The sequence below is a fragment of the Allobosea sp. CCNWLY174 genome, from assembly GCF_037120455.1.
Lineage (GTDB): Bacteria > Pseudomonadota > Alphaproteobacteria > Rhizobiales > Beijerinckiaceae > Allobosea > Allobosea lupini.
In genome coordinates this window covers 117,273-141,640 of sequence record NZ_JBBBBQ010000003.1, presented here as the reverse complement: position 1 = coordinate 141,640, position 24,368 = coordinate 117,273, and the positions used below count along the sequence as shown (strand labels likewise).

Sequence of the window (24,368 nt, the reverse complement as noted above, 5' to 3'; positions counted from 1 at the left end):
CGCTCAGCCTGCAGGCTGCAGCCTGAGGCGCAGTCTTGCGAGCAGCCTGGTAAAGATCACGGCCTCGTCGCGAGCCCGCGCCAGCACGAGCCCTCCCTGGATCAGGGCCAGGACTTCCTCCGCCAGCCCGTCCGGATCGGCCTGACCGCTGCGGGCGAGCGCACCGGCGAGCGCATCCTGCCAGGCCGCGAAATAGCCGGCGATCTGTGCCGCGAAGCGCTCGCGCGAATCGGCCAGGGCCAGCGCTCCGACCAGGCAGATGCGCCGGCCCGAACGGAAATAGCCGTCGACCGCGACGAGCATCCCCTCGATCGCGGCTGCGGCGTCGCCATCCTCCCGGAGAGGCCGGAACACCTCGTTCTCGAACCAGCTGTCGATCTCGTCGAGCACGGCCTTGGCCATCTCCTCCTTCCCCCCCGGGAAGAAGTGATAGAGGCTGCCCTTGCCGAGCCCCGTGCGTTCGCCGATCACCGACAGGCTCGCCGCCTCGAAACCGTAGTCGCGAAAGATCTCGCCGAGCACCGGCAGCAGGTCGGCCCGCTCGCTGATTTGTCTTGCCATCAGCTCTTATAGGCCGAGATCGGTCAGGCCGGGATGATCGGCCGGGCGCGGTCCGGAGGCGTCCCAATGGAATTTCCGCGCCGCTTCCGCGATCGGCAGATCGTTGATGCTGGCATGGCGGCGGGCCATCAGGCCGTTCTGCGCGAACTCCCAGTTCTCGTTGCCGTAGGAACGGTACCACTGCCCGGAATCGTCGCGCCATTCATAGGCGAAGCGCACGGCGATGCGGTTGCCGGTGAAGGCCCACAGTTCCTTGATCAACCGATAATCGAGCTCGCGCTGCCATTTGCGGGTGAGGAAGGCTTCGATCTTAGCCCGGCCCTGGAAGATTTCGGCCCGGTTCCGCCAACGCGAATCCTCGGTATAGGCCAGCGCGACCCGTGCGGGATTGCGCCCGTTCCAGCCGTCCTCGGCGGCTCTGACCTTGAGGATCGCGGTATCCTCGCTGAACGGCGGAAAAGGCGGCCTTGCTTCGCTCACGGTTGATCTCCTGTACCAATCGGTAAAGACTGAACCGATCGGTACAGAATGGATCCTGCCTCGTCAATACCAGCTGCCGAGCCTCCTGCTCATGGACTGAACACCAGCACCAGGAAGACGAAGAACACCGAGAGATGCACGGCCCCTTCCAGCATAGTGGTGCGCGTCCCGGTGAACGTCAGCGTCGAGAGCAGCAGAGTCATCGACAGGATGACCATGTTGGTGCCGGAGAGGCCGAGCACGACCTCCTGTCCGGTGATGAGCCCGATGACCAACACAGCCGGGACGGTCAGCCCGAGCGTCGAGGCGGCGGCGCCGAGGCAGAGATTGATCGCCCGTTGCAGCTGGTTGGTGGTGATCGCGCGCAGCGCCGCGATGCATTCGGGCGTGAACACCACCATGGCGATCAGGATACCGCCCAGCGCCACCGGCGCGCCGAGACGCGCGATGCCGAAGTCGAGCACGACGGCGAGGCTTTTCGCCAGGATCACGATCGGCAGGATGTTGGCGAGCAGCAGGATGACATGCGACCGCGTCGAGCCTTCCGAGGGCGGATGCGGCGGCTCCTCGGCCGGACCAGGGTCGGGTACAGGCTGCGATGCCGGCCCGGCTTCCGATTGGATTCTGCCCCGGATGTAGGCAGCCCCGTAGGGCATGTTCGATTCGCCGGCCGGCTCCTTGAAGAAGACGCTGTGCCTGCCGGTCTGCAGGACCAGGAAAGCGCCGTAGAGCAGCAGGGTGAAGAGCGAGAACGCGATCGACTGGAAGGTGGTCAGCGTTCCGTCCGCGGTCGAGGTGGTGAAATTCGGCAGGACAAGCGGGATCAGCGTCAGCGGAATGATCACCGCGAGATAGGCCGAGGCGCCCTTGAGGTTGTAGCCCTGCGAGAAGTGGCGGAGGCCGCCCAGCAGCAAGCCGATGCCGACGACGCCGTTGAGCACGATCATCAGCACCGCAAACATGGTGTCGCGCCCGAGCGTCGGCGCGCCCTTGGCGCCCAGCATCACCGCCGAGATCAGCGCCACCTCGATGATGACGATCGAGAGCGTCAGGATCAGCGTGCCATAGGGCTCGCCGAGCCGATGCGCGATCTCCTCGGCCTCGTGCACCACGCCGAAGGCCGCCCAGACGATGACACCGAGCAGCCAGGCGAAGATCAGCAATGACGGCAAGGGCGCTCCTAGCTGTGCGAGCAGCGTGTCGCCGAAGATCTGGAAGGCTGCGACAGAGGCCCAGGCGCAGGCGAGGCGGGCGATCATCATGTCAGGCAATGGGTCCGTCGTTGGGAAAAGAAGACAGGCACGTATACGCCGAAAATGATCTCACAACGGCAGGGCCGTGACACGTGATTGTTGACCGTTTTTCTCGGAGGCGCGGGCTCAGGTGAGGATCAGCCCAGCTTCGCCAGGAAGTCGGTCGCCCGATACCCGTCCGACACGCCGTCGACGATGATCGCGGCGCTCCGGGAATTGCGCGTCCTGAGCGGCAGGATCGCCTGATAGGCCGGCGAGGCATACCAGTTGCGTGCCGCGTCGATGTCCGGGAACGCGATGACGACGAGATCGCCTTCCCACGGTCGTTCCATGACCTCCGGCGTCACGCCATGAATCAGGAAGCGGCCCCCGAACGGCACGAGGGTCTCGTCGATGCGTTTGATGTAATCGACGATCTCGGCGTTGACGTCGACGTCGCGCAGATGGGCGATGGCATAAGCGGTCATGGTGCTCTCCTCGGTCGAAAACGGCCGGTGCGGCCGGTGTCGCGAGAGACCATGCCCGCCAAGGAACCGCGGGTCGATTACACCTCAGGTAATCGAAACCGCGCCGCCTCGGCAGATGAGCCACGCAGCAGCGCGAGCGCCTCAGTGCTTGGCGAAGGCGTCGAGGATCGCGGCGCCTTCCGCTCCGGCCTTGCCGCGCCAGTCCTCGACCGCGGCCTTGCCGGCAGTCTCGAGCCGCTGGGTCAGATCGGCCGGCAGCTGCGCATGGATGGTGACGCCATTGGCGCGCATGCGGGCATAGTTCTCGTCGAGCCGCGTCCTGATCGCGCTCCATTGCCGCCGCTCGGTCTCGGCTGCGGCTTCGTCGACGACCTGCCTGAGATCCGCCGGCAGGGCATCGTAGGCGGCGAGATTCACCGTCGCCAGCGAGATCGGCAGCGCATAGTTCACCTCGCTGAAATGCGGCAGGAACTGCCAGAGATTGCGCCCGGCCCCGCCATCCCCCGACGACAGCACCGCCGTGACCGAACCGTCCTTCACCTTCGGCATGGCGTCGGCGAAGGACAGGTTCACCGCCTTGGCGCCGGCGTTGCCCATCACCGTGGTCGAGGTCGCGTCATAGGTGCGGATCGACAGGCCGGCGAGGTCACTGGCCGAGGTCACCGGCTCCTTCGACCAGATGCCCGAGGCCGGCCACGGCGTGGTGTAGAGGATGCGCTGGCCATAGCCGGCGAAGACCTTGGCATAGGCCGGCCGGGCAAGATCGGCGAGGCGCCTGGCATCCTCGATCGAGGTCGCCAGGAACGGCAGCGACGACAGGCCAAACAGCGGATGCACCGCACCCAGCGCTCCGGCGAAGGCGTCGCCGGCCGCGACCTTTCCCTCCTGCACCGCTGCGACCATGCCGGCCGACTTGATTCCCTTCGCCGCATCGAAGCTCGGGGTGATCGTCAGCCGCCCACCGGAGCGCTCGTTCACCAGCTTTGCAAAGGTCGCAACGCCCTCGCCCGGAATGGCGCTCGCTGGGTATTCGGTTGGCATCTCCCAGACCGTCTGGGCGAAGGCGGCTGGCGAAAAGCCGAGGACCAGCGCGAGGGCAGACAGGAGGCGGCGCATGGACAGGTCTCCGTGTGGATCGGCGCCGGCTGGATTTGCTCCCGGACAGGCAGATCGGAGCAAAAGCCGGCGCACCGTTGTCACACGCCGCCTGGCAGCTTCTGTGCCAATGGGCTGGCCTCGCCCTCCGAAAGCGCAGGCGCAGGCTTGTCGGTGACCAGATACTGGGCCCGGGCCAAAGCGGCGAAGCGCCCGCCCTTGGCGACGAGCTCCTCGAAGGAGCCCATCTCGATCACCCGGCCCTGCTCGAACACCAGGATGCGGTCGGCATTTCGGATGGTGGCGAGGCGGTGCGCTATGACGAAGGTGGTGCGGCCCTTCATCACCTCGTCGAGCGCCTTCTGCAGCTTGACCTCGGTCGCTGCATCGAGGGCCGAGGTCGCCTCGTCCAGGATCAGGATCGGCGGGTTCTTCAGCAGGGCGCGGGCGATCGACAGGCGCTGGCGCTCGCCGCCCGAGAGCGTGCGGCCGCGCTCGCCGACGATGGTGTCGAGCCCGTCGGTCTGGCGCGCCATGACTTCGGTCGCCTGCGCCCGGTCGAGCGCTTCCATCATCTCGGCGTCGGTCGCGTCCGGCTTGCCGACGGTCAGGTTCTCGCGGATCGAGCGCGCGAACAGCATCGGCTCCTGGAAGACGACGCCGATATTGCGCCGGAGCGAGAGCAGCGAGATCTCGCGGATGTCGCGGCCGTCGGCGAGGATGCGGCCCGATTGCGGATCGAAAGCGCGGTGCAGCAGGCCGAGCGTGGTCGACTTGCCCGAGCCCGTCGAGCCGACGATGGCGATGGTCTCGCCGGCCTTCACCTCGAAGGAGACGTCGGCGACGGCGGCGCGCTTGCCGTCATAGGAGAAGGAGACGTCGTCGAAGGTGATCCGGCCCTCAAGCCGACCGGCATCGGGGGAGCCGGGCTGGTCGCGCACAGCCGGGAGCGTGTCGAGCACCTCGAAGAACTCGCGCATCTTCGGCGCCTGCATGAAGATGAAGTTCACGAAGGCGACGATCTGCTCGAGCCGGCCGACCAGCATGGTGGCGAAGCCCATGAAGGTGACGATCTCGCCGACCGTGGTCAGCCCCTGCATCAGGAGCCAGGTGCCGACGACGAAGATCGAAAGCACGGTCAGCGTCGCCGAGGCGCGGGTCGCGACGGTCGCGACCGCCCACCAGGTCAGCACCGGGATCTGCGCTTCGAGCAGACTGGTGATGGTGTTGCGCAGCCCGCGCACCTCGGCCTCGATCCGGGTGAAGCTCTGGATCACCGGCACATTGCCGAGCGCGTCCGACGCCCGCTCGGCGAGGCTCGAATGATAGGCCTCGACATTGCTCTGCAGCTTGTCGGTCTTGCGCAGCACGAAGGCGGTGAGCGTCCCGAACAGCACGACGAGGAAGATCAGCACCAGGCCGAGCTGCCAGTTCTTCCAGAGCGTGAACGGCAGCAGGATGAAGAGCGCGACGAAGCTGGCGCAATGCTCGCGGAAGAAGGAGAGCCAGAGCGCCCACATGCCGCTGGTGCCCTCCAGCATCACCTTGAGCACGCGGCCGGAATGGGTCTGCGTGTGATAGGCGAGCGGCAAGGTCAGCGCATGCTCGAAATAATTCGCCATCACCGCGAGCCGGCGGCGATGCGCCAGCCGATCGGCGAACAGCGCGACGAACACGCCCGCAGCGATATTGAACAGGCCGAAGCCGACCCAGGCGGCCAGCAATACGTTGATGTCGCCCCAGCCCGGGCGAGTGCCGGCGGTCTGCAGGCTGGTCAATTTGTCGATCAGCGCGCCGAACAGCATAGGCTCGGCGAAGGCGGCGCCTGCCAGCGCGACGTTGGCGATGGCGAGAAGGAGCCCCAGGCGCCGTTCCGGGCCGAGCTCGCTGAGGACGCGGGCATAGATCGCAAGGAGAGACATTGCCGAAAGCTTTAGCCGAGGCTGCGGCATGAGCAAGCCCTCAAACCTTAAGGCTCCCGCAACCGCAGCTCCTCATGGTTTCCGCAAAGCGTGTTGCTGGGGCGCGAGATGCCGCTCGCCTGTCTGCCCAACCACCCTCACGCCGAGATGGGCGAAGCGATCCGAGCGGAGGCAGGGCGATGGCGAAAAAGAAGCGCGGTGGCCATGGCGATCAGGGCGGGTTCGTCACCTTCACCGAGCGGTTGGCATTGCCGCGTCGGCATCGTGACCGAGGCCGATCCGCCGCCGGCTGGCGCCAGCTCTCGTGCCGCGGCATGCCAGGGCCGACACCGGGCAGGTGGGCACTGGCCGCCACCTTGCTCATGCTTGTCTCGCGGCCGGTCGATGCCGAACCGCTGCCTGCGGGCTTCGTGCGGCTGCGCGAGCTCGCACCGTCGATCGCGCAGGACATCCGCTATGCGACGCCGTTCAATTTCACCGGCGCGGCCGTGCCCGGCTATGGCCGTGCCGAATGCGTGCTGACCCGCGAGGCGGCGAACGCGCTGGTCCGCGCCGAAAAACGCCTGGCCCGGCAAGGCTACGGCCTGAAGCTGTTCGACTGCTACCGGCCCGCCCGAGCCGTCGCCGCGTTCAACGAGTGGGTTAAGCGGCCGGACGCCGCCGATCTCGGGCGCGTCTTCCACCCCGGCATTGCCAGGGGCGATCTCGTCGCCAAGGGCTACATCGCCGGCAATTCCAGCCATTCGCGCGGCTCCACCGTCGATGCCGGCCTCGTCCGCGCCGGCGAAGCCGCTCTGCCGACACCCGTGGATGCCGGCCCCTGCGACGGCCCACTTGCAACGCGTCCGCGCGAAACCAGCCTCGATCTCGGCACGAGCTTCGACTGCTTCTCGGAAAAAAGCGCGCTCCGCCATTCCGGCGTCGCGAGCGAGGCGCGCCGCAATCGCGAAACCCTCGCCGCTGCGATGGCAGCCGAGGGCTTCCGCGGCTACCGCAAGGAATGGTGGCACTTCACGCTGGCGAAAGAGCCGTTCCCGAAGACGCCCTTCGACTTCCCGATCGAATAACCGCGTCAGCCAAGCCTGCTCAGGGCGCGACCACCAGCGCCCAGTAGACCTGGTATTTCGACCCCGGCGCATAGGCCGAGGCGATGCCCATGCGCGTCGCGCTCGGCGCCTTCATCACCCGGTCGTGCTGCGGCGAGTCGCGCCAGCCGGAGAAGGCCTCGGCGAGGCGACGATAGCCGGCCGAGAGATTGGCCTCGGCGCCCGGCTGCCCCGCCCGCGCCAGCCGCGCCTTTACCGCCTCGGCCTGCGCCGGCTTGTCTGCGGCGGCCATGGCAGCGGCCTCCTGCTCGGCCGCTTGCATCAGCTCCGGATCGAGCTTGAGGGTTCCGAGGCCGGCATTGAGCCGATAGGCCGAGATGGTCGCGCGGGCCGCCTCGGCATCGACCCTGGCCGAGGGCGAGCCGAGATCGCGATAGAAGGCGGGCTGGGTCCGGACCGGCTCGGTGCAGCCGGCGAGGTTCAGCAGCGACAAGGCTGCCGCAAGCGCGGCGGGACAGCTCATCGACCGCAGCCGCTGGCGCGCGGTGGGAGCGGAGGTAAGGCGCATCGCATCAGTCCTTGGTCTCGTCCTTGCCGCCATTCGCGGCCGGTTCTGGTTTGGCGGGCGGCGGCGGGGTTTCCTCCGGCTCCGCCTCGGCCTCAGGCTCCGGACCGGAGCGCTTGACGGTGACGCGTCCGCCTGCCGGCTTGGCGCGGCGGCCGATCTCCTTCGACACCGCCGCGGCGATCTCGCCCAGCGAGTGCTCGACACCCTCCAGCCCCTTGACGGTGAGTTCGGTCGCGACCGGGGTCTCGAGTTCGCTCAGGCGCCGGTGGATGACGTAGTTGAGGTCGCTGGTGACGCGCCCGACGATGTCGACATCGCCGACCACGCAGATCAGGTCGAAATCCATCGTCCCCGTGCCGAGCTTCTTGAACAGCACGTTCGGGGCCGGCTTCTTCAGCACATCGCCATGCGCTTCGGCGGCCTCGAGCAGCATGGCCCTGACCTCGGTCGGATTGAGCCGGCGCGGCACGCTGATCGAGATCAGCACCCGGCCCGTCCGGTCGGAGCGGACGCGGTTGCGCACCACGCCCGAGACCAGGTTCGAGTTCGGCACGATCACCGAGGAGCGGTCGAAGGTCTCGATCTCGGTCGAGCGGACATTGATGCGCTTGACGATGCCCTCGGCGTCGCCGACCAGCACCTGGTCGCCGACCCGGATCGGCCGCTCCCAGAGCAGGATCAGGCCCGAGACGAAGTTCGACACCACCGACTGCAGGCCGAAACCGATGCCGACCGAGAGCGCCGAGGCGACGAGGGTCAATCGTTCCAGGCTGAGGCCCAGCGAGGAGAAGCCGATCGCGGCCGCGCCCGCGTAGCCGACATAACCGGCCGCGGTGGTGATCGAGTTGCGCAGACCGGTGTCGAGCGCCGTGGTCGGCAGGAACTTGCCGTCGAGCCAATTCTGCAGCGATCGCGTCGCCGCCAGCCCGAGTGCGAAAAGCAGGATCGCCACGACGATCGAGGACAAGGAGACCGTGACCCCGCCGACCTGGAAACCGAAGAAGGCGGCCCGCAGCGAGGTCGTCAGATCCGTCGATTCCAGGCCCCAGGGCGCCAGCACCAGCATGATCGTGACCACGATGAGCACGATCTTGAGCGCGCCGGCGAGCACCACCGCGATCTTCTGCAGCGTCGCGGCACGAAGGCCGATACCGGCCCGCAGGGTCAGCGCGAACCGCCCGTCGCCGGTCAGCTGGCTGACGATGCCGAGGTCGATCAATTGCGTCAGCAGCACGAAGACGGCCGCGAGGATGCCGAGCCAGATCACCTGCTCGGTCAGGAAGGTCCCCAGCACGACATAGCCGAGCAGCAGCGACAAGATGATGGCGATGCCGACCACCCAGCCGAGGATGCGCACCGGGCCGAGGCTGGCGCCGTCGACCGGCACATAGGGGCCAAGGCACGCCTCCTGCTCGATCTCCTGGTTGTCGCGCAGGCGATAGAGCCCGGCGATCAGGACGAGCGCGAAAACCGTGGCGACGACGCCGCGCACGATGATCGACAGGGTAAGGCCGGCGGCGATCGCCTGCAGCCAGGCCTCAAGGACCTTGCCGATCGCCATGACGATGGCGAGCGAGCCGGCAAGCCACGCCACCGTCTTGGCGGTCGATTCCATCACGCTGGCAAGGCGCCGCTGCGGCTCACCGGGGGCGAACAGCGCATCGACCAGCGCCTGGACGAAGGCGAACAGGGCGAGCCCGAAGACCGCCGCGAGGATCACCGGCTGGATTCGCGGCGGCAGCAGGCCGGCGGTGTTCAGGCCGGCATAGATCAGCCAGGACGCCAGCGCCGGCGGCGCCGTCCGCGCGATGATGCGGATGAGTGCCCCGTAGAGGATGTGACGGTCGGTCGAATCGACCTTCGCCGCCAGCCGCGCCGTCAGCCGCGGCATATAGCGGGCCCGCGCCACATAGAGCGCGATCGCACCGAGGAAGGAGAGCGCGACCAGGAATCCGCGGGCGCTGAACAGCGCCGTCGTGAAGACAGAGAGCCAGTCACCGAAGATGAACTGCGAGGCCCGCAGATCGGACGGCAGAGCCGTGAGCGTCGTCGACCAGACCTCCGGGTTGAGGATCGAGGGACCCGGCGCGAAAAGCGCCTTGGCGAAGCGGTCGCGCCTGAGATCGCCGATCGAGCTCTGCAGCTGCTCGGCCTGGAGCAGCGTCGCGCGCCCGATCTTCAGGGTCTCGTCCGCCTCGGCGAAAGTCTTGGTGCGCGTCTCGCGCTCGCGCGCCACATCAGGCGTCTCCGGCGGCGCATTGGCGTCGGGCTTGGCCCCGAGTTGCTCGAGCCTGAGCTTGGCCTGCTCGGTGCGCGGCGCCTGCTCGTCGGTGAGGATGCGCAGCTGGTCGAGCAAGGGCTGCAGGCGCAGACGCTGGCGCTGAAGCTCATTGTCCGAGACATTCGGATTGGCGAGCGAGCCCTCGATCTGGCTGAGCTCGCCGCGGATCGAGTCCAGGCGGGCGCGCGGGCTGGTCGTATTGTCGGCGGTCTGCGCCAGCACCACCAGCGGCGCGACGAGCAGCATCAGCGCGAGCAGCAAGGCGCCGCCGGAGCGGTGCAAAGCTCGTCGTCCGAGGCCGGATATCATCGACATTGCGGTGCTGCCGGGCTGATTCGCATGGTCGCGCAGCCTCGCCGTTGCCGCGTGACGAAAGCAAGCATCTCCGACGAAACGGCGATGCAGCCGGAATCGGGGCTTCACGGCTCCACCGGGCAAAGATCGTGTGAGGGCATCACATTCCTGTGAGAGAACGTCGAGACAGGCATAGCTGACGCCGCGTGTCTGCGACAGAAAACCGGACAGCATCATGGCAGCGCCGAAGAAAGCCGCCTGGATCGCCATGTGCGCAAGCAAAAGCGTTTCAACGCGACCGTGATCGCAGGTGAGCACGCAACCTCTGGCGGCTGCCGCGCTTCTGGGTTTGAATTCTTCCAAGGAACATCCGGCCTCTGACGGGCTGGCCTGACTGAACGGCGAGGCGCGCTGGCTCTCTCGCCGACCTTGGGATCGAAACCGGGAGGTTTGCGGTGGCTAAGCTGAGCATCAATGGCAAGACGATTGACGTGACGGTCGAGGACGACACGCCGCTGCTCTGGGTGATCCGCGAGCAGATCGGCCTGACCGGAACGAAGTATGGCTGCGGCGTCGCCCAATGCGGCGCCTGCACCGTGCATATCGACGGCGTCGCCACCCGCTCCTGCACCATGCCGGTGAGCGCCCTCACCGCCGAGCAGAAGATCGTCACCATCGAGGGCCTCTCGCCGGACGGCAACCATCCGATCCAGAAGGCCTGGATCGAGCATGACGTGCCGCAATGCGGCTTCTGCCAGAGCGGCATGATCATGGCCGCGGCTGCCCTGCTCCAGTCAAACCCCAAGCCGAGCGATGCCGACATCGCCTCCGAGATCACCAATATCTGCCGCTGCGGCACGTATAACCGCGTCAAGGCCGCCATCAAGGACGTCGCCGCCGGCGGCCAGATGAATCGCGGCTGATCCGACCTCACCCATTTTTCTGCGCACGGCTCGAGCGCCACAGCCTCGCCGCAGCGCCATCCGCAATAGGAGGACGCCATGAGTCTAGCCTCTGTGACCGACACCAAGCTCTCCCGCCGCAGCATCCTGAAAGGTTCTGCCGCAGCGGCGGGCGCCTTCAGCTTCGGCTTTGCCATTCCCGTCTCCGAGGAGGCGCAGGCGCAAGGCGCGGTGCCGGAGATCAACGCCTGGGTGGTGGTCCATCCCGACGACAAGGTGGTGATCCGCATCGCCCGTTCGGAAATGGGCCAGGGTACGCTGACCGGCCTCGCCCAGCTCGTCGCCGAGGAGCTCGATTGCGACTGGGGCAAGGTGACGACCGAATACCCGACGCCCGGCCAGAACCTCGCCCGCAACCGGGTCTGGGGCAATTTCTCGACCGGCGGCAGCCGCGGCGTGCGCGAGTCGCATGAGTACGTCCGCAAGGGCGGCGCCGCCGCGCGGATGATGCTGGTCCAGGCGGCAGCCGATGGCTGGAAGGTGCCGGCCGCCGAATGCAGCGCCGCCAAGAGCGTGATCACCCACAAGGGCTCCGGCCGCTCGATCCGCTATGGCGAGGTCGCAGCCGAAGCCGCCAAACTCAAGGCGCCGACGGATGTCCCGCTCAAGGACCCGAAGGACTGGACCATCGCCGGCAAGCCGCTGAAGCGCCTCGACACCGCCGACAAGACCACCGGCAAGAAGGTCTACGGCATGGACTTCAAGCTGCCGGGGATGCTCAACGCCGCGATCAAGGACTGCCCCGTCTTCGGCGGCAAGGTGAAGAGCTTCGACGCCGCCAAGATCAAGGACATGCCGGGCGTCAAACATGTCCTCCCCGTCGGCGACAGCGCCGTGGCCGTCGTCGCCGACACCTGGTGGCGCGCCAAGACCGCGCTCGATGCGCTGCCCATCGTCTGGGACGAGGGCGAGCACGCCAAGGTCTCCAGCGAGAGCATCGCCGCCTGGCTGAAGGAAGGGCTCGACGCGCCGCAAGCCGCGGTCGGCAACCAGAACGGCGACGTCAAGGCCGCCATCGCCAATGCCGCCCGCGTCGTCGAGCAGGTCTATTCCTACCCGTTCCAGAACCATGCCTGCATGGAGGTGATGAACGCGACCGCGCTCTACACGCCCGAGCGCTGCGAGGTCTGGACGCCCACGCAGAACGGCGAGGCGGCGCTCGCCGCAGCATCCGAGGCCTCCGGCCTGCCGCTGGCGAAATGCGAGGCCTACAAGATCGATCTCGGCGGCGGCTTCGGCCGGCGCGGCGCCGTCCACGACTGGGTCCGCCAGGTCGTCGCCATCGCCAAGCAGATCCCCGGCACGCCGGTGAAGCTGATCTGGTCGCGCGAGGAGGACATGCTGCACGGGCGCTTCCATCCGGTGACGCAGTGCAAGCTCACCGGCGCGCTCGACAAGGACGGCAATCTGACCGGCCTGCACCTGCGCATCTCCGGCCAGTCGATTGTCGCCGGGATCTTCCCGCAAAACATCCAGAATGGGCGCGATCCCGCCGTCTTCCAGGGCCTCAACCCGCCCGGACCGGAGGCTTCGATCGGCTACGGTGTGCCGAATCTGCTGATCGACCACGCCATGCGCAACCCGCATGTGCCGCCGGGCTTCTGGCGCGGCGTCAACCTCAACCAGAACACGATCTATCTCGAATGCTTCATGGACGAGCTCGCCCATGCCGCCGGCAAGGACCCGCTCGAGTTCCGCCGAGCGCTGATGAAGAACCACCCCAAGCACCTTGCCGTGCTCAATGCCGTCGCCGAGAAGGCCGGCTGGGGGACGAAGGCTCCGGAAGGCGTCTATCGCGGCATCTGCCAGACCATGGGTTTCGGCTCCTATGTCGCGGCGGTCGCCGAGGTCTCGGTCGACGCCGACGGCAAGCTCAAGATCCACAAGATCACCGCCGCGACCGACCCCGGCCACGCCGTCAACCCCGCGCAGATCGAGCGCCAAGTCGAGGGCTCCTTCGTCTATGGGCTTTCGGCCGCGCTCTTCGGCGAGTGCACGGTCAAGGACGGGCGCATGGTCGAGGAGAATTTCGACACCTATCCGGTGGTCCGCATGGAGGACATGCCGGCGGTCGAGACGATCATCGTGCCCTCCGGCGGCTTCTGGGGCGGCGTCGGCGAGCCGACCATCGCGGTCGCGGCCCCCGCCGTGCTGAACGCGATCTTCGCCGCCACCGGCAAGCGCGTGCGCAACCTGCCGCTGAAGAACACGGATCTGCGCAAGGCGTGAGATTGGTGAAAGGGCAAGGTCATCCCGGCCGAAGCAAAGCGAAGAGCCGGGATCCATTCCGGAACGCCAATCGGAAAGGTTCCGGAATAGGTCCCGGGTCTCCCTTCGGTCGCCCGGGACGACTAGCGATTGTTTTCGCCGGTCTGCTCTTAGCCAGTCCAGCCACTGCACTCGAAGCCTACACCGTCGTCGGCGACGCGATCCCCGCGCCGCTCGGCGGCAAGGTCGGCGATCCCATGCGCGGGCGGGCGCTCGTGCTCGATCGCACGCAGGGCAATTGCCTGATCTGTCACCAGCTGCCGGAGCCGAACGAGCCCTTCCAGGGCACGATCGGCCCCGATCTCTCCGGGGTCGCGAGCCGGCTCGACATGGGCCAGCTCCGCCTGCGCCTCGTCGATGCCAGCCTACTCAACCCGCGGACGGTGATGCCGCCCTATTTTCGTAACCAAGGATTGCGAGACGTTGCGCCGGCCTTTCGCGATCGGCCGGCGCTGACTGCCCAGGAGATCGAGGATGTCGTCACCTATCTCGCCAGCCTGCGTACGCCCTGAACCGGCGCTCTCGCGCCGCGAGGTAATGGCGGCCGGCGTCGCCGGACTCGCCGTCGCCGCCGTGCCCGCTTCCACCCAGGCGGCCGCGCCTCCCGCCCTCGCCGAGCTGATCGCGCGCGTCACAGAAGGCGCGGTGCCCGAGCGCGGCAGGATCACCTTCGACATTCCGCAACTGGTCGAGAACGGCAATTCGGTCGATGTCGCGATCCAGGTCGAGAGCCCGATGACACAGGCCGACCATGTTCGCTGGATCCATGTCATCGCCGAGAAGAACCCGTTTCCCGACGTTGCCCGCTTCAATCTCACCCCTCGCAGCGGCCGGGTCGACATCCGCGCCACCTTGCGCCTCGCGACTTCGCAGAAGGTCGTGGCGATCGCCTCGCTGAGCGGCGGCGGCTATGTCATGGCCGATGCCGATATCGTGGTGACGCTCAGCGCCTGCATCGACGGAGGCTGAACCGATGGCATCGTTCAACGCCCGCATCACCATGCCGGCCGAGGCCAGGGCCGGCGAGATCGTCGAGATCCGCGTCCTCGTCCGCCATCCGATGGATCGCGGCGGCCAGGTCGACGCCGAAGGCCGCGTCGTCCCGCGCAAGATCCTGAACCGCCTGACCGTGACCTATGCCGGCGAGCCGGTGTTTCGCTACGACATGCACACCGGCGTCTCCGCCAATCCCTTCGTCAGCTTCACCACCCGCGCCGTCGAGACCGGCGACCTCACCTTCGAATGGCGCGAGGATGGCGGGGCGACCTTCACCCGCACCGCCCGTATCGTCGTGACATGACCACATTCCCGCAATGATCCCCACAGCCCTCATCCTGAGGAGCCGCGCCAGCGGCGTCTCGAAGGATGCTCCAGAGCGCACTGGACCATCCTTCGAGACGCGATCTGCGATCGCTCCTCAGGATGAGGGCTGTGGTTCCGGGAAGGCCTTTTGGCTGGCCACCGCATTGATCAGCTTGTTGCTGACCGCCGCGACCGCGGAGGAGATCAAGCCGGGCAGCGCCTTCCTCTCAGCCTCGATGCAGCGCCAGCAGGAGGATGAAGCCCGCAATCCCGGCTGGCTCTGGGTCGAGCAGGGCGAGGAGCTGTTCAGCCGCCGCGAGGGTGCAGCGCCGACCTGCCTCTCCTGCCACACCGATCCCAAACAGAGCCTGCGCGGGGCCGCCGCCCGCTACCCGCAAGTCGATGCCGCCAGCGGCAAATTGATCAATCTCGAGGGTCGCATCGAGCAGTGCCGGGTCGACCGTCAGAAGCAGCCCGCCTTCGGCTATGAGAGCCAGGAACTGCTCGGCCTCACCGCCTATGTCGCCTCGCTTTCGAAGGGCGTGCCGCTCGCGGTCTCGGCCGAGGGCGCGGCCAAACCCTATTATGAGGCCGGCAAGGCCTTCTACGAGCGCCGGCAGGGCCAGCTCAATCTCGCCTGCACGCAATGTCATGACGGTCTGGTCGGCCAGAAGCTGCGCGGCGACACGATCAGCTACGGCATCGGCACCGGCTATCCGGCCTACCGGCTCGAATGGAACGGACTGGGGTCGCTGCACCGGCGCCTGCGTGCCTGTTCGCTCGGCGTCAGGGCGACGCAGTTCGATTACGGCTCGGACGAATACCTCGCGCTCGAACTCTATCTCGCCGTGCGCGCCAAGGGGCTCGCGCTGGAGGCACCCGGCCTGAGACGCTGACGTCTCTCCAGTTCGAGTCGTCCCGGACAAGCCGCGTCAGCGGCGCCGATCCGGGACCCATGCCTGAGCCTTTCCGAATGAGGTTCCGGAATTGGTCCCGGATCTTCGCTTCGCTGCGCCCGGGACGACTCGTGGATATCGGCGACATGCTATTGGCGACGGCTACGCGAGCCGTCACGATCCCGGCACAGTCCTGTCGGAGACGTCGTGGATGCTTCGCCTGCCTGCCTTCGTCGCTGCGTTCCTGATCGCCACAGCCGCCTTCGCCGAGCCCGACGCCGAACCGCCGGCTTCGGCTGCTGCTGTGACCACGCCACCGCCTTTCGTGCTCAAGGGCACCGAGGTCAGGACGATCCGGGCCAAGGCGCTGCAGCGCGACTACGAGATCTTCGTCAGCCTGCCGGAATCCTATCAGAGCCAGCCGCGCCGGCGCTTCCCGGTGCTGTTCGTCACCGATGCCGACTATGCCTTCCCGCTGGTCCGCTCGATCGCCCGCCGGGTCGGCAACCGGGCCAGGGGGCTGGAGGAGTTCATCCTGGTCGGCCTGTCCTATTCGGTCGGCGACACGCCCGAATACAGCCGCCGGCGCGACTACACCCCGACGCCGAACGGCGAGAAGACACGCGATCCGTCGGGCAAGCCGCCAGTCTTCGGCGAAGCGGAGGGCTATCGCCGCTTCCTCTCGGAGGAGGTGATGCCCTTCGTCGCTGCGACGTACCGCACCGACACCACCCGCAGCATCTATGCCGGCCATTCCTATGGCGGCCTGTTCGGCCTCTACGTGCTGCTGACCGAGCCGAAACTGTTCTCGCACTACATCATCGGCAGCCCCTCGCTCTGGTTCGACCAGAAGGTGCTGTTCCAGCGCGAACGGAGCTATGCCGAAGCCAACAAGGAATTGAAGGCGAACGTCTTCATGTCGATCGCCTCCTACGAGACGATCGACAAAGCGTCCGGCGATCCGCGCTACAACGGCAAGACCGACATGATCGCCGATCTCAGGGAGTTCGAGCAGGCGCTGCGTTCGCGCAATTATCCGGGCCTCAAGCTCGCGAGCGAGATCATCCCAGGCGAGGACCATCTCACCGTCTTCCCGGCGATCGTGACGCGCGGGCTGCTCTGGGCGCTACCGGCGAAGCGGGACTAGGCGAGGCATCACACCCGCGCCGTCGTGCCGGGCGACCGCAGGGAGACCCGGGACCACCATGCCGGAACCTTTGCGATTCACGCTCCGGAATGGATCCCGGATCAGCGCGGCTGCGCCGCTTGTCCGGATGACCACGACTGCAGGGGGTACGATCAATCCTTCTTGCTCTTGCCGTCCTTCGGCTTCTCCTTGTCCCGGCCCTTCGGCTTCGCCCGATTGTGGAAGCTGGCATTGCCGAGCCCGGTGCCGATGGTCAGCACCGCCCAGTGCTCGACATCCTGCATGAAGGGCAGTTCGCTCAGGCCCTGGACGACGGCATCGTTGTGCATGGTGACGACGGTATCGTGCTCGCCGATCTCCGGCGCCATCTCGCGGATGCTCTCGACCAGATTGAAGCGGCTGCTCGACCAGTTTCCGGGCAGGTTCTGGGCGCCGCGATCGATCGCGCCGTCCGGCTCGATCAGGCCGGGACAGCCGACGCCGATGAAGGGCGCGACGCGCAGGCCTTCTTTGGCTGCGTGTTCGATCTGCTCGCGCAGCATCTTGCCGAGCCGCTTCACCGCCTGCTCGCGGTTCGTCTCCTCATCGGCGTGGCGCCAGAGCTCGGTTTCCCAGACTCGCGCCTTGCTGAGATCGGAGGCCTTGTCCTGGCGCAATTCGACGATCCCCGCACGAATGTTCGAGCCGCCGATATCGACCGCGACCAGGCTGTCATAGGCCTCGAAGATCCATTTCGGCGCGAGATGGGCGCTGCCGACCAGCCCGGCTTCGTCAGAGTGATGGCGCACCGGCACGAGCTCGATCGAAAAGCCTTCTGTCTGCAGGATGATCCCTGCTCGCGCGATGGCGAGTTCGCCGATCCGGCTTTGGCGGAAGCCGCCGCCGACGACGATGCGCTCGACCGGGCTCCAGGCCTTCTGGCGCAGGAAGCGACGGATGACGAAAGCGAGCGACTGAGCGAAGCGCTCGACGGCCGAGAGCACCAGCGCCGCCTCGCGGGCTTCGCCCTCCGTCAGCAGCTTGTCGAGCTCCGATTTGCTGACGGTCTTGCCGACCTTCGCCAGCGGATCCTCGCTGGTCTCGGCAAGATGGCTCCGCAACTCGGCGAGATGATCCATGAAGGCGCCCCGGCTCGCCTTGTCGCCGAGGAAGCCGTCACCGTCGCGGATTTCGAGATTGTAGCTGGTGACGATGACCGAGGGCAGCTCCTGTGCCCCATGCGGTCCGGTCGCGTTCGCCTTGCTTGCTGCCGTCACGGCCATCACGTCCCCCCGCATTGAAAGCATGCGATGAGAACGAGCACGCCCCCCTGGCGGTTCCTGCGCCGCACGGCCGCATGCCCCGTCTGCGCTGCGGGCGGGACATTCAACCTACTGGCGATTGACCCCACTGCGTCCTTTCGCCTCCATAGCCGGCGGCGCGCTTCGCGGCCTGGGGGATTGTAGATGCTCGAAGTGATCGGCCGCTCGCTCGCGATCGGCATCGGCGCGACTGCCTTGCTCGACCTCTGGGCGCTGCTCCTCAACCGCGTCTTCGGCATTCCGCTGGCGAACTGGGCGATGGTCGGGCGCTGGTTCGCCTATCTGCCGCGTGGCCGCTTCATGCACGACACCATCGCCGACACGCCGCCGGTCGCAAGCGAGCTCGCGATCGGCTGGATCATGCACTACCTGATCGGTGCGCTCTTCGCCGCGATCGTCCTGCTGATCTGGGGGCTCGACTGGGCCCGCAATCCGACGCTGCTGCCGGCCCTGATCGTCGGCGTCGTCACCGTCGGCTGCGGCTGGTTCATCCTGCAGCCGGGCATGGGCTTCGGCCTCGCCGCCAGCAAACGGCCGAACGCCAACCAGGTCCGGCTGATCGGACTGATCAACCATGTCGTTTTCGGGCTGGGCCTCTGGCTCGCCGCGCTGCTGGCGCGCTGAACTGCGCCTCACGAACTTTCAAAGGCAAGGACGGAAAACCCATGGCCGCGACCCTGTTCCACAATGCCCGCATCGTCGACGGCACCGCGCCCGAGCGCGCCGCGCCGGTCTCCGTCCTAGTCGAGGGCGGGTTGATCCGCGAGGTCGGCAAGAGCGTGCGCTCCGACAAGGCCAGGGTGATCGATCTCAAAGGCCGCACGCTGATGCCCGGGCTGATCGACGCCCATGTCCACGTCATCGCTGGCGTGGCCGATCTTGGCCGCAACGCCGCCTTGCCCGACTCGCTCGTCACGGTGCGCTCGCTGGTGATCATGCGCGAGATGCTGCTGCGCGGTTTCACCACGGTGCGCGATGTTGGCGGCGCCGATTTCGGCCTGAAGCAGGCGACTGAAGAACACGATTTCCCGACGCCGCGCCTCGTCATCTCCGGCAAGGCGCTGAGCCAGACCGGCGGCCATGCCGATTTCCGCGGCCGCTATGACGACCGGCTCGCGCCGACGACGCGCCATCGCCTCGGCGCGCTCGGCCGCATCTGCGACGGCGAGGCCGAGGTTCGCCGCGCTGCGCGCGAGGAACTCAAGGGCGGCGCCGACTTCATCAAGATCATGGCCAATGGCGGCTGCGCCTCGCCGACCGACCCGATCCATTTCCTCGGCTTCTCGGTCGGCGAACTTGAAGCGGTCGTCGAAGAGGCCCGCATGGCCGGAACCTATGTCTCCGCCCACGTCTACACCGACGAGGCGATCCGCCGCTGCGTCGAGGCGGGCGTCCATTCGCTGGAGCATTGCAACCTGATCAAGGCCGAAACCGCCAAGCTCGCCGCCAGGAACGGCGCCGTCGCGGTGCCCACCCTCGTCACCTATGACAAGCTCGCCAGCGAGGGCGGCAAGCTCGGCTTCCCGCCCGATTCCGTCGCCAAGGTCGAGTTCGTCCGGGCAGCCGGCATGGAATCGCTGGCAATCATGAAACAGGCGGGGCTCGCCATGGCCTATGGCAGCGACCTGCTCGGCGAGATGCATCGCCATCAGTCGGAGGAGTTCGTCATCCGCGGCCGCGCCCTGCCGGCGCATGAGGTGATCGGCGCCGCCACCCATGTCGCCGCCAGGCTGCTGAAGCTCGAGGGCAAGATCGGCACGGTGGCGCCGGGCGCCTATGCCGACCTGATCGTTGTCGACGGCGACCCGCTGCAGGATCTTTCGCTGCTGACCCGCCAAGGCCGGCACATGCCCGTCATCATGAAGGCCGGCACCTTCATCAAGCGCGCCCGGCTGGACTGACGGCGCATGAAGCCCTGGACGCAGCTCGACGCCGCGCCGATCCCCGGCGGCGGTACGCTCAAGCTCATGCGCCGCGGCGAGGACGAGTTCTCGATCACGCTCGGCCATAACGAGCTGATGAACTCGCGCCTCAAGGGCTCCGAGGAGGCGCTGGCGAGCCTCGCCATCGACAGAATCGGGCCGCGCCCAGGCCTGCGCCTGCTGATCGGCGGGCTCGGCATGGGCTTCACGCTGCGGGCGGCGCTCGCCGCGCTGCCGAAAGATGCCGAGATCATCGTCGCCGAATTGATCCCGGCGGTGATCGCCTGGGCTCGCGGCCCGCTCGCTCCGATCTTCGCCGGCTGCCTCGACGATCCCCGCGTCATCCTGCGGGAAGCCGATGTCGCAACCGTCATTCGCGAGGAAAGCGGCCGTTATGACGCCATCCTGCTCGATGTCGACAACGGGCCTGACGGGCTGATGGTCGAGGCCAATGACCGGCTCTACGACCATGCCGGCCTCGGCGCTGCGAAGGCGGCACTACGGTCTCACGGCGTACTCGCCGTCTGGTCGGCGGGGCCGGACCGCAACTTCACCCAGCGCCTGCGCCAGGCCGGCTTCGCCGTCGAAGAGAAGACGGTGCGTGCCCGTGCCGGAGCTGGCGGCGCCAAGCACATGATCTGGCTCGCTGCCCCCAAGGGAAACGCGACTGCCGCGCAGCCCACTCGCGGCTCTGGAAACAGGCGGCGCTAGCGCTCGCCCAGCAGTCGCGACAGGCCGGCGGAAAGCCCAATGCTCGGCACAGGCGCCGGCAGCGCCAGGTCGCCTTGAACCGGTTTGGACGGTGGATTGCGCGCCGCGTCGAGCACCGCGGCGAAGCCCGCCTGGACCGAACAGATCACCGGCACGCCGACATGAGGCTGGACCCGGGCCGCGAGCCCGGCGAGGCCGGCGCCGCCCAGGATCACCGCCTGTGCCCCGTCGCGCGCGACCGTGCGCCGGCAGGCTTCGGCCAGCAGCGCGATCGAGCCGTCCCGATCGGCCGCGATGTCGCCACCGGTCGGCGCCACCGTCTCGATGGCGGCGAGCCGGCCATCCAGCCCGAGCGCGGCGGTGAACTCGGTCAGGATCGGCCCCCAGCGCTCGCCACCGGTGACGATCGAGAAGCTCCCGCCCTGCGCCGCCGCCTGCCGGCAAGCCGCTTCGGCCATGCCGACCACCGGCACGCCCGCGATCTCCTTCAGCGCCATCAGCCCGGGATCGCCAAAGCAGGCGAGATAGACGGCGTCGCACCCGGCGCCCCGCTCGGCGAAGGCGTCGAGCGCCGCATGCCCGGCAATGGCGCCGGCGCTGCGGCTGGAGATGTAGCGCGCCCCGAAGCGGCCGGTCGCCGGCACGAGTTCGACGTCGGCTGGCGTCATCGGCGCCAGCACGCTCAGGACCAGCTCGGTCATCTCGGCGCTGGTGTTCGGATTGAGGACGAGGATGCGCAAGATGATCTCAACGGGCAAGAGTTGGCCGGCCTTGGGAGCTTCAATCAAGAGCCGTGCCACGAGCTTTGCCGCGCCCACTCCTCGCGAGCAAGGGCCTCGCGAGCAAGGGCAAGCCTGCAGTGTTCGCAAGATCGCCACGCGAGGCGAGCCGGCTCGGAGCTCTCATCTCCGGAACCATCGCCGCACGCACGGGTTGCTGGCTCGACAGCCCTCACATCGGAGGATGGACGATGCCAGCCAAATCGAAGGCGCAGCAGAAGGCGGCCGGAGCCGCGCTCGCCGCCAAGCGGGGCGAGATCCCCAAGAGCGAGCTAAAGGGCGCCTCGAAGTCGATGGCCAAGTCGATGACCGAGAAGCAACTCGACGAGTTGGCCTCGACCAAGCGCAAGGGAAAGCCTGAGCACGTCACGAAACACTGAGCGCTTGGAGATATCGGCCCTCTTGCCCGGTGCTCAGATCAGAGCTTCCAGCGTTCGGCGGCTGCCCATGAGATGGCAGCGATCAGGGCCATGCCGACAGTGACTGCGAAAACCAGCTGCATGCTCGCCTCCTGTGCAAGGTGAGCGTGCAATGAAGTATGCCAGGTTGCAGTTCCCTGGCGCCTCACGCCGAGGTTAAACGAATCCTGACGCGATCGCAGGATTGCGGCCCCTCACTTTCGAGCAGGCAGGATTTATGGCGTCCCGGAAGGGATTCGAACCCCTGACCTACGGTTTAGGAAACCGTTGCTCTATCCTGCTGAGCTACCGGGACGCACGTCCTTGCGTTTAGCATAAAGCCGATGCAGGTGAAGCCTTCCTTTGCAGTGATTATCTGCGTCCTCGCTGTCATGGCCGCATGCGCCTCGATGGTGCGGGCGGCAGATGACGCTTGCGCGCCGGGGGAAGCGGCCGAGCAGGTCCGCCTCGCCGGCCTCGACCGGCATGGCGACCCGCAGCTCGCCGATGGACGGACCATCAGGCTGGCCGGACTGGCGCCACGGCATAACGAGACCGAGCGCGAGCATTTCGCCGCGCAGCTGGCACGCTGGCATGGGCGCGAATTCCGGCTGGTACCGCTCGGCGGCCCCGATCGCTGGGGGCGTGTGCCGGCCCGATTGCTCGCAGCCGAGGGGACGGATGCGCTCGCCGGCCAGCCCGATCTGAGCGCCGCCCTTCTCGCCGCAGGCGCGGCGCGGCGGCTGCCCGAGCCCGGCCTTGCCGCCTGCAACGAACTCTGGCGCAAGGCCGAGCCACGGCCGGCGGTGGCAGGCAAGGCCGGCAGCCTCGCGCCGGCCGCAACCCAGGGCAATTTTGCCGCAGTGGCGTTGCCGGTCATCGACGGCCATGATGCCTCCGCGATGAAAGCGCAGGCGGGCCGGATCGTCGTGGTCGAGGGGCGTATCGCTGCCGTGGGCGAGCGGGCACAGCGGACCTATCTCAACTTCGAACGGCGGCGTGGCGCGGGTGGCAGCATCGTTCTGTCGCGTGCGCTCTGGCGTGACTTGCAGCGCAGCGGCTGGACCGCGTCGGCGCTGACAGGTAAACGCGTGCGCGTCAGCGGTGTGGTCGAGGGGCGCGATGGCCTCCTGATCGAGGCGCAGACGCGTAGTGCACTGGAATTGATCGACTAGGGGCCGATGCGGAACGTTCAGCGACATCGTCAGCCGATCCGGGGGCGCCTCGTCGCCGCGGTGCTGCCGGCCTTGCTGCTGGCGGCCTGCTTCGGTGACCAGAATTCCGTCCTGGCACCGCTCAACCAGCCGGGCGGCGAGCCGGCGCCCCGCGTCGCCAGCCTGCAGCGAGGCACCGACCGCGAGCACCAGCGCCTGCTTGCGGCCTTCGGCGGCGAATACCGCGCCCCTCAGGTCAAGGCCGAGCTGGAAGCGATCATCGCCCGCCTCGCCAAGGCCGGCGAGGGCCAGATCGGCACCTATGAGGTGACGATCCTGAATTCGCCGATCGTCAACGCCTTCGCTTTGCCGACGGGGCGGCTCTACGTCACCCGCGGGCTGCTTGCGCTGGCCAACGATTCCTCCGAGATCGCCTCGGTGATGGCGCACGAGATCGCCCATGTCACGGCGCGCCACGCCGTCGAGCGCGCCGAGATGGAGGCGGAATCGGCGCTGGTCAGCCAGGTCGTGGCGCAGGTGCTGAACGATCCGACGACCGGAGCCGCCGTTCAGCAGAGCTCCAAGCTCTCGCTCGCCCGCTTCTCGCGCCAGCAGGAGCTCACTGCCGACCAGATCAGCGTGCGCAACATCGCCCGCGCCGGCTACGACCCCTATGGCGCCGGCCGCTTCCTGGTCTCGCTCGGCCGCAACACCAGCTTCCGCGCCGGCCAGCAGGGCGGCGGCGACAAGAAGCTCGACATCCTCTCCAGCCACCCCTCGACGCCCGAGCGCGTCGCCGCCGTCACCAATGGCGCCCGCCAGATCGGCGCGCCCGGCCTCGGCGAACGCGACGCCGCGCGCTGGCTCGCCGTGGTCGACGGCGTCGCCTTCGGCGACGACCCGGCCGATGGCGTCGTACGCGGCCGCCGCTACCTCAACAGCGCCCTGCGTATCGCCTTCACCGCGCCGGATGGCTTCGAACTGGAGGCCGCGCGCGAGATGGTCGTCGGCGTCAGCAATGACGGCTCGCAGGCGCTGCGCTTCGATTCGGTCGCGCTGAAGGCCGGCCAGACGCTGGAATCCTACGTGGCGTCGGGCTGGATCGACGGGGTCGCCACGGCCGAGGTGCAGTCGCTGACCGTCGGCGGCCTGCCGGCGGCTGTGACCTCCGGCAAGGGCGCCGACTGGACCTTCCGCCTTGCGGCGGTCCAGGCCGGGCCGCGGGTCTACCGCTTCATCCTCGCCGCCAAGGGCCAGAACGATCCCGAACGCGCCATGCGCGCTCTGCTCGACAGCTTCCGCAATCTCAGTGCCAGCGACGCGCAATCGGTCAGCCCCCTGAGGATCCGGCTCGTCACGGCCGGCGCCGGCGACACGCCCGCCAGCCTAGCCGAGCGCATGGCCTCGACCGATCGGCCATTGGAGCAGTTCCTGATTCTCAATGGGCTGGAGCGCAACGCGAGGCTGACGCCCGGCCAGCGTTACAAGATCGTGAGCGAATAGCGCGCAGCGCGCCGGCTGCTTTCGGCGCGCCCTGTGCTAGCCTCCCGGCCGTCGTCAG

Annotated in this window: 24 protein-coding genes and 1 tRNA gene; 14 read left to right on the top strand and 11 right to left on the bottom strand. The window is 67.6% G+C overall.

Annotation, left to right across the window (positions count from 1 at the left end):
- Window positions 1–3 precede the first annotated feature (3 nt).
- The 6 genes from V7S63_RS11645 to V7S63_RS11620 form a co-directional block, all read right to left on the bottom strand.
- On the bottom strand, window positions 4–561 hold the full coding sequence (locus V7S63_RS11645; protein WP_336530331.1) for a TetR/AcrR family transcriptional regulator: 558 nt from the start codon (window positions 559–561) through the stop codon (window positions 4–6).
- 6 nt (window positions 562–567) lie between these two features.
- Complete coding sequence (locus tag V7S63_RS11640; protein WP_336530330.1) at window positions 568–1,041, bottom strand: nuclear transport factor 2 family protein; 474 nt, start codon at window positions 1,039–1,041, stop codon at window positions 568–570.
- A gap of 89 nt (window positions 1,042–1,130) precedes the next feature.
- Window positions 1,131–2,303: a calcium:cation antiporter gene (locus V7S63_RS11635; RefSeq protein WP_091837977.1), complete on the bottom strand. Its 1,173-nt coding sequence runs from the start codon at window positions 2,301–2,303 to the stop codon at window positions 1,131–1,133.
- A gap of 128 nt (window positions 2,304–2,431) precedes the next feature.
- On the bottom strand, window positions 2,432–2,761 hold the full coding sequence (locus V7S63_RS11630; RefSeq protein WP_091837980.1) for a DUF1330 domain-containing protein: 330 nt from the start codon (window positions 2,759–2,761) through the stop codon (window positions 2,432–2,434).
- Between the two features lie 141 nt (window positions 2,762–2,902).
- Window positions 2,903–3,877, bottom strand: coding sequence for a TRAP transporter substrate-binding protein (locus V7S63_RS11625; RefSeq protein ID WP_100962658.1), 975 nt, complete (start codon window positions 3,875–3,877; stop codon window positions 2,903–2,905).
- An 80-nt stretch (window positions 3,878–3,957) separates the two neighbouring features.
- Window positions 3,958–5,778, bottom strand: coding sequence for a glucan ABC transporter ATP-binding protein/ permease (locus V7S63_RS11620; RefSeq protein ID WP_336530329.1), 1,821 nt, complete (start codon window positions 5,776–5,778; stop codon window positions 3,958–3,960).
- Window positions 5,779–5,957: 179 nt separating this feature from the next.
- Between V7S63_RS11620 and V7S63_RS11615 the strand changes: the two genes are divergently transcribed.
- Window positions 5,958–6,845 (top strand): M15 family metallopeptidase, encoded by an 888-nt coding sequence (locus tag V7S63_RS11615; protein WP_336530328.1) that lies wholly within the window; start codon window positions 5,958–5,960, stop codon window positions 6,843–6,845.
- A gap of 19 nt (window positions 6,846–6,864) precedes the next feature.
- Here the strand turns inward: V7S63_RS11615 and V7S63_RS11610 are convergent, their stop codons facing one another.
- Window positions 6,865–7,347 (bottom strand): CAP domain-containing protein, encoded by a 483-nt coding sequence (locus V7S63_RS11610; RefSeq protein ID WP_336530327.1) that lies wholly within the window; start codon window positions 7,345–7,347, stop codon window positions 6,865–6,867.
- Between the two features lie 49 nt (window positions 7,348–7,396).
- Window positions 7,397–9,988: a DUF3772 domain-containing protein gene (locus V7S63_RS11605; protein ID WP_336530326.1), complete on the bottom strand. Its 2,592-nt coding sequence runs from the start codon at window positions 9,986–9,988 to the stop codon at window positions 7,397–7,399.
- A gap of 434 nt (window positions 9,989–10,422) precedes the next feature.
- Here V7S63_RS11605 and V7S63_RS11600 point away from each other — a divergent pair, with 434 nt between their 5' ends.
- The 7 genes from V7S63_RS11600 to V7S63_RS11570 all read left to right on the top strand — a co-directional run bounded on the left by V7S63_RS11600 (window position 10,423) and on the right by V7S63_RS11570 (window position 16,542).
- Window positions 10,423–10,890, top strand: coding sequence for a (2Fe-2S)-binding protein (locus tag V7S63_RS11600; RefSeq protein ID WP_336530325.1), 468 nt, complete (start codon window positions 10,423–10,425; stop codon window positions 10,888–10,890).
- 78 nt (window positions 10,891–10,968) lie between these two features.
- Window positions 10,969–13,158: a xanthine dehydrogenase family protein molybdopterin-binding subunit gene (locus V7S63_RS11595; protein WP_336530324.1), complete on the top strand. Its 2,190-nt coding sequence runs from the start codon at window positions 10,969–10,971 to the stop codon at window positions 13,156–13,158.
- A 236-nt stretch (window positions 13,159–13,394) separates the two neighbouring features.
- On the top strand, window positions 13,395–13,709 hold the full coding sequence (gene soxX, locus V7S63_RS11590) for a sulfur oxidation c-type cytochrome SoxX (RefSeq protein ID WP_336530323.1): 315 nt from the start codon (window positions 13,395–13,397) through the stop codon (window positions 13,707–13,709).
- Window positions 13,672–14,166 carry a thiosulfate oxidation carrier protein SoxY gene (locus tag V7S63_RS11585; RefSeq protein WP_336530322.1) on the top strand — a complete coding sequence of 165 codons (495 nt, stop codon included), beginning with the start codon at window positions 13,672–13,674 and terminating at the stop codon, window positions 14,164–14,166. Before soxX ends, V7S63_RS11585 begins: the two co-directional genes overlap by 38 nt.
- Window positions 14,167–14,170: 4 nt before the next feature.
- Window positions 14,171–14,497, top strand: coding sequence for a thiosulfate oxidation carrier complex protein SoxZ (gene soxZ, locus V7S63_RS11580; RefSeq protein ID WP_336530321.1), 327 nt, complete (start codon window positions 14,171–14,173; stop codon window positions 14,495–14,497).
- Window positions 14,498–14,663: 166 nt separating this feature from the next.
- Window positions 14,664–15,395 (top strand): sulfur oxidation c-type cytochrome SoxA, encoded by a 732-nt coding sequence (soxA, locus tag V7S63_RS11575; RefSeq protein ID WP_336530320.1) that lies wholly within the window; start codon window positions 14,664–14,666, stop codon window positions 15,393–15,395.
- Window positions 15,396–15,606: 211 nt separating this feature from the next.
- Window positions 15,607–16,542: an alpha/beta hydrolase gene (locus tag V7S63_RS11570; RefSeq protein ID WP_336530319.1), complete on the top strand. Its 936-nt coding sequence runs from the start codon at window positions 15,607–15,609 to the stop codon at window positions 16,540–16,542.
- Between the two features lie 152 nt (window positions 16,543–16,694).
- Here V7S63_RS11570 and V7S63_RS11565 read toward each other — a convergent pair whose 3' ends face one another.
- Complete coding sequence (locus V7S63_RS11565) at window positions 16,695–17,804, bottom strand: ROK family protein (RefSeq protein ID WP_100962652.1); 1,110 nt, start codon at window positions 17,802–17,804, stop codon at window positions 16,695–16,697.
- Window positions 17,805–17,987: 183 nt separating this feature from the next.
- Here V7S63_RS11565 and V7S63_RS11560 point away from each other — a divergent pair, with 183 nt between their 5' ends.
- From V7S63_RS11560 to V7S63_RS11550, 3 genes are read left to right on the top strand one after another with little or no spacing between them, the layout of a single operon-like run.
- Window positions 17,988–18,467 (top strand): DUF2938 domain-containing protein, encoded by a 480-nt coding sequence (locus V7S63_RS11560; protein ID WP_336530318.1) that lies wholly within the window; start codon window positions 17,988–17,990, stop codon window positions 18,465–18,467.
- Between the two features lie 41 nt (window positions 18,468–18,508).
- Complete coding sequence (locus V7S63_RS11555; RefSeq protein ID WP_336530317.1) at window positions 18,509–19,744, top strand: metal-dependent hydrolase family protein; 1,236 nt, start codon at window positions 18,509–18,511, stop codon at window positions 19,742–19,744.
- A 6-nt stretch (window positions 19,745–19,750) separates the two neighbouring features.
- Entirely contained in the window at window positions 19,751–20,476 is a 726-nt protein-coding gene (locus tag V7S63_RS11550; RefSeq protein WP_336530316.1) for a polyamine aminopropyltransferase, read from the top strand.
- On the opposite strand, the gene V7S63_RS11545 is transcribed toward V7S63_RS11550, so the two are convergent.
- Window positions 20,473–21,216 carry an aspartate/glutamate racemase family protein gene (locus tag V7S63_RS11545; RefSeq protein WP_336530315.1) on the bottom strand — a complete coding sequence of 248 codons (744 nt, stop codon included), beginning with the start codon at window positions 21,214–21,216 and terminating at the stop codon, window positions 20,473–20,475. The two genes, V7S63_RS11550 and V7S63_RS11545, sit on opposite strands and share 4 nt — an antisense overlap.
- A 230-nt stretch (window positions 21,217–21,446) precedes the next feature.
- On the opposite strand from V7S63_RS11545, the gene V7S63_RS11540 reads away from it, so the two are divergent.
- On the top strand, window positions 21,447–21,635 hold the full coding sequence (locus V7S63_RS11540; RefSeq protein WP_091838007.1) for a DUF3008 family protein: 189 nt from the start codon (window positions 21,447–21,449) through the stop codon (window positions 21,633–21,635).
- A gap of 257 nt (window positions 21,636–21,892) precedes the next feature.
- Here the strand turns inward: V7S63_RS11540 and V7S63_RS11535 are convergent.
- Window positions 21,893–21,969, bottom strand: a tRNA-Arg gene (locus V7S63_RS11535).
- Between the two features lie 28 nt (window positions 21,970–21,997).
- On the opposite strand from V7S63_RS11535, the gene V7S63_RS11530 reads away from it, so the two are divergent.
- Complete coding sequence (locus V7S63_RS11530) at window positions 21,998–22,828, top strand: hypothetical protein (RefSeq protein WP_336530314.1); 831 nt, start codon at window positions 21,998–22,000, stop codon at window positions 22,826–22,828.
- 6 nt (window positions 22,829–22,834) lie between these two features.
- Window positions 22,835–24,310: a M48 family metalloprotease gene (locus tag V7S63_RS11525; protein ID WP_091838011.1), complete on the top strand. Its 1,476-nt coding sequence runs from the start codon at window positions 22,835–22,837 to the stop codon at window positions 24,308–24,310.
- The last annotated feature ends 58 nt before the right edge of the window (window positions 24,311–24,368 follow it).

Bases quoted from the DNA above. Each gene is read 5' to 3' on its own strand.
- V7S63_RS11645 (WP_336530331.1), bottom strand. From the start codon at position 561: ATGGCAAGACAAATCAGCGAGCGGGCCGACCTGCTGCCGGTGCTCGGC.
- V7S63_RS11635 (WP_091837977.1), bottom strand. From the start codon at position 2,303: ATGATGATCGCCCGCCTCGCCTGCGCCTGGGCCTCTGTCGCAGCCTTC.
- V7S63_RS11630 (WP_091837980.1), bottom strand. From the start codon at position 2,761: ATGACCGCTTATGCCATCGCCCATCTGCGCGACGTCGACGTCAACGCC.
- V7S63_RS11625 (WP_100962658.1), bottom strand. From the start codon at position 3,877: ATGCGCCGCCTCCTGTCTGCCCTCGCGCTGGTCCTCGGCTTTTCGCCA.
- V7S63_RS11620 (WP_336530329.1), bottom strand. From the start codon at position 5,778: ATGTCTCTCCTTGCGATCTATGCCCGCGTCCTCAGCGAGCTCGGCCCG.
- V7S63_RS11615 (WP_336530328.1), top strand. From the start codon at position 5,958: ATGGCGAAAAAGAAGCGCGGTGGCCATGGCGATCAGGGCGGGTTCGTC.
- V7S63_RS11610 (WP_336530327.1), bottom strand. From the start codon at position 7,347: ATGAGCTGTCCCGCCGCGCTTGCGGCAGCCTTGTCGCTGCTGAACCTC.
- V7S63_RS11605 (WP_336530326.1), bottom strand. From the start codon at position 9,988: ATGTCGATGATATCCGGCCTCGGACGACGAGCTTTGCACCGCTCCGGC.
- V7S63_RS11595 (WP_336530324.1), top strand. From the start codon at position 10,969: ATGAGTCTAGCCTCTGTGACCGACACCAAGCTCTCCCGCCGCAGCATC.
- soxX (WP_336530323.1), top strand. From the start codon at position 13,395: ATGCGCGGGCGGGCGCTCGTGCTCGATCGCACGCAGGGCAATTGCCTG.
- V7S63_RS11585 (WP_336530322.1), top strand. From the start codon at position 13,672: ATGTCGTCACCTATCTCGCCAGCCTGCGTACGCCCTGAACCGGCGCTC.
- soxZ (WP_336530321.1), top strand. From the start codon at position 14,171: ATGGCATCGTTCAACGCCCGCATCACCATGCCGGCCGAGGCCAGGGCC.
- V7S63_RS11570 (WP_336530319.1), top strand. From the start codon at position 15,607: ATGCTTCGCCTGCCTGCCTTCGTCGCTGCGTTCCTGATCGCCACAGCC.
- V7S63_RS11565 (WP_100962652.1), bottom strand. From the start codon at position 17,804: ATGGCCGTGACGGCAGCAAGCAAGGCGAACGCGACCGGACCGCATGGG.
- V7S63_RS11560 (WP_336530318.1), top strand. From the start codon at position 17,988: ATGCTCGAAGTGATCGGCCGCTCGCTCGCGATCGGCATCGGCGCGACT.
- V7S63_RS11555 (WP_336530317.1), top strand. From the start codon at position 18,509: ATGGCCGCGACCCTGTTCCACAATGCCCGCATCGTCGACGGCACCGCG.
- V7S63_RS11550 (WP_336530316.1), top strand. From the start codon at position 19,751: ATGAAGCCCTGGACGCAGCTCGACGCCGCGCCGATCCCCGGCGGCGGT.
- V7S63_RS11540 (WP_091838007.1), top strand. From the start codon at position 21,447: ATGCCAGCCAAATCGAAGGCGCAGCAGAAGGCGGCCGGAGCCGCGCTC.
- V7S63_RS11530 (WP_336530314.1), top strand. From the start codon at position 21,998: ATGCAGGTGAAGCCTTCCTTTGCAGTGATTATCTGCGTCCTCGCTGTC.
- V7S63_RS11525 (WP_091838011.1), top strand. From the start codon at position 22,835: ATGCGGAACGTTCAGCGACATCGTCAGCCGATCCGGGGGCGCCTCGTC.